The sequence below is a fragment of the Pseudomonas sp. P7758 genome (assembly GCF_013386485.1).
In the GTDB taxonomy this organism is placed as follows: domain Bacteria; phylum Pseudomonadota; class Gammaproteobacteria; order Pseudomonadales; family Pseudomonadaceae; genus Aquipseudomonas.
On sequence record NZ_JACARS010000205.1, the window covers coordinates 1 to 1,874 of the forward strand.

At 63.7% G+C, this 1,874-nt stretch carries 2 protein-coding genes; both read left to right on the forward strand.

The genetic code is table 11. The features are described 5' to 3' along the window. Positions 1-143 precede the first annotated feature (143 nt). On the forward strand, positions 144-1,115 hold the full coding sequence (locus tag HX873_RS30445) for an aliphatic sulfonate ABC transporter substrate-binding protein (RefSeq protein WP_177123685.1): 972 nt from the start codon (positions 144-146) through the stop codon (positions 1,113-1,115). Positions 1,116-1,125: 10 nt separating this feature from the next. Next, on the forward strand, positions 1,126-1,874 hold a 749-nt coding region (locus HX873_RS30450), incomplete at its 3' end, for an ABC transporter permease (protein ID WP_177123688.1).

The window sequence follows — 1,874 nt, forward strand, 5'->3', positions numbered from 1 at the left end:
TGCTACGCCAGGGTGTTGCCCTGCCCTGCAAAGACGCTGGCACAGAGACTGCATATTCCTACAACGCATGATGGAACATGCCATATGAATTTTCTGAATATAAGAAAAGCCTTCTCTTTTCCCGCCTTGTCCGGAGCTGTTCCATGAAACCCTTCTTCAATACCCTGTTGGGCGCCTGCGCCCTGGCCCTCAGCCTGCAACCCCTGGCCCATGCAGCGGAAACCGACCCTGCGCAAGTCAACCTGGACTACGCCTACTACTCCCCGGTGAGCCTGGTGCTCAAGCACTTCGGCTGGCTTGAAGAAGCGCTGCCGCAAACCAAGGTCGGCTGGGTGTTGAGCCAGGGCAGCAACCGTTCCCTGGAATACCTCAACAGCGGCGGCGTCGACTTCGCCTCGTCCGCCAGCCTGTCGGCGGTGCTCAGCCGGGCCAATGGCAGCCCGATCAAGTCGGTGTATGTGTACAGCCGCGCCGAGTGGACTGCACTGGTGGTGCGCAAGGACTCGACGTTCAAGAGCGTCAGCGACCTCAAGGGCAAGAAAATCGCCGCCACCAAAGGCACCGATCCGTACCTGTTCACCCTGCGCAGCCTGCAGAAAGCCGGCCTGAGCAAGGACGACGTGGAGTTGGTGCACCTGCAGCACCCCGACGGCCGTACCGCGCTGGAGAAAGGTGATGTGGACGCCTGGGCCGGTCTCGACCCGCACATGGCCGCCAGCGAAATCCAGGCGGGTTCGCGCCTGCTGTACCGCAACAAGGACTTCAACAGCTACGGCGTGGTCAGCGTGACCGACAAATACGCCAAGGAGCATCCACAGACCATCGCCAAGGTGCTCGGCGCCTATGAAAAAGCCCGCAACTGGGCGGTGAAACACCCCGACGAATTCGCCAAGCTGCTGGCCGACGAATCCGGCCTGCCCCTGGACGTGGCCAAGCTGCAATTGTCGCGTACCGACTTGAGCAGCCCATTGCTCACTGCCCAGGACGTGGTGTCGTCCAAGGCGGCCGCGCCGATCCTGGTGTCGGAAGAACTGGTGCGCCGTGGGGTGAATGTGGATCAGGTGATCGACCAGTTGATCGACCCAAGCTTTGGCCAGGCTTTGCCTCGTCCATAAGGGGAGCGTCATGCGCAGCAAAAGCGAAACCCTGCCCGTCGCACTCGCGCCAACGCTCACCGTGCAGCGCAGCGCCTGGCCGCGGCGGCTCAAGGGCCTGGCGTTGCCGGTGTTGATCCTGGTGATCCTTGAAGTGGTGGTGCGCATCGGCTGGCTGCCGTCCTACCAGATGCCGGCGCCCAGCGAGATCGCCGTGACCCTCACCGACCTCGCCGAAGGCGCGCTGTGGAAACACATCAGCGCCAGCCTGTTGCGGGTGCTGCTGGGGTTCACCATCGGCGCCGGCCTGGCCCTGGTATTTGCCGCCTGGGTCGGCTTGAGCCGCGAGGCCGAGGCGTACCTGGAACCAACCTTCGCCGGCCTGCGCTCGATCCCGAGCCTGGCCTGGGTGCCGCTGTTGCTGCTGTGGCTGGGCATTGATGAGACCTCGAAGATCGTGCTGATTGCCATCGGCGCGTTCTTCCCGGTGTACCTCAATGGCGTCGCGGCCATTCGCGACATCGACCGCAAGCTGGTGGAAGTCGGGCAGATGTATGGCTTCAGCCGCACGCGCCTGGTGCGTCGCATCCTGTTGCCTGCCGCCCTGCCCGGCCTGTTCACCGGCTTGCGCAGCGGCCTGAGCCTGGCGTGGATGTTCCTGGTGGCGGCCGAGTTGATCGCCGCGACCAAGGGCCTGGGTTACCTGCTCAGCGATGGCCGGGAAACCTCACGGCCCGACATTGTGCTGGCGGCGATCATCGTGCTGGCGCTGCTGGGCAA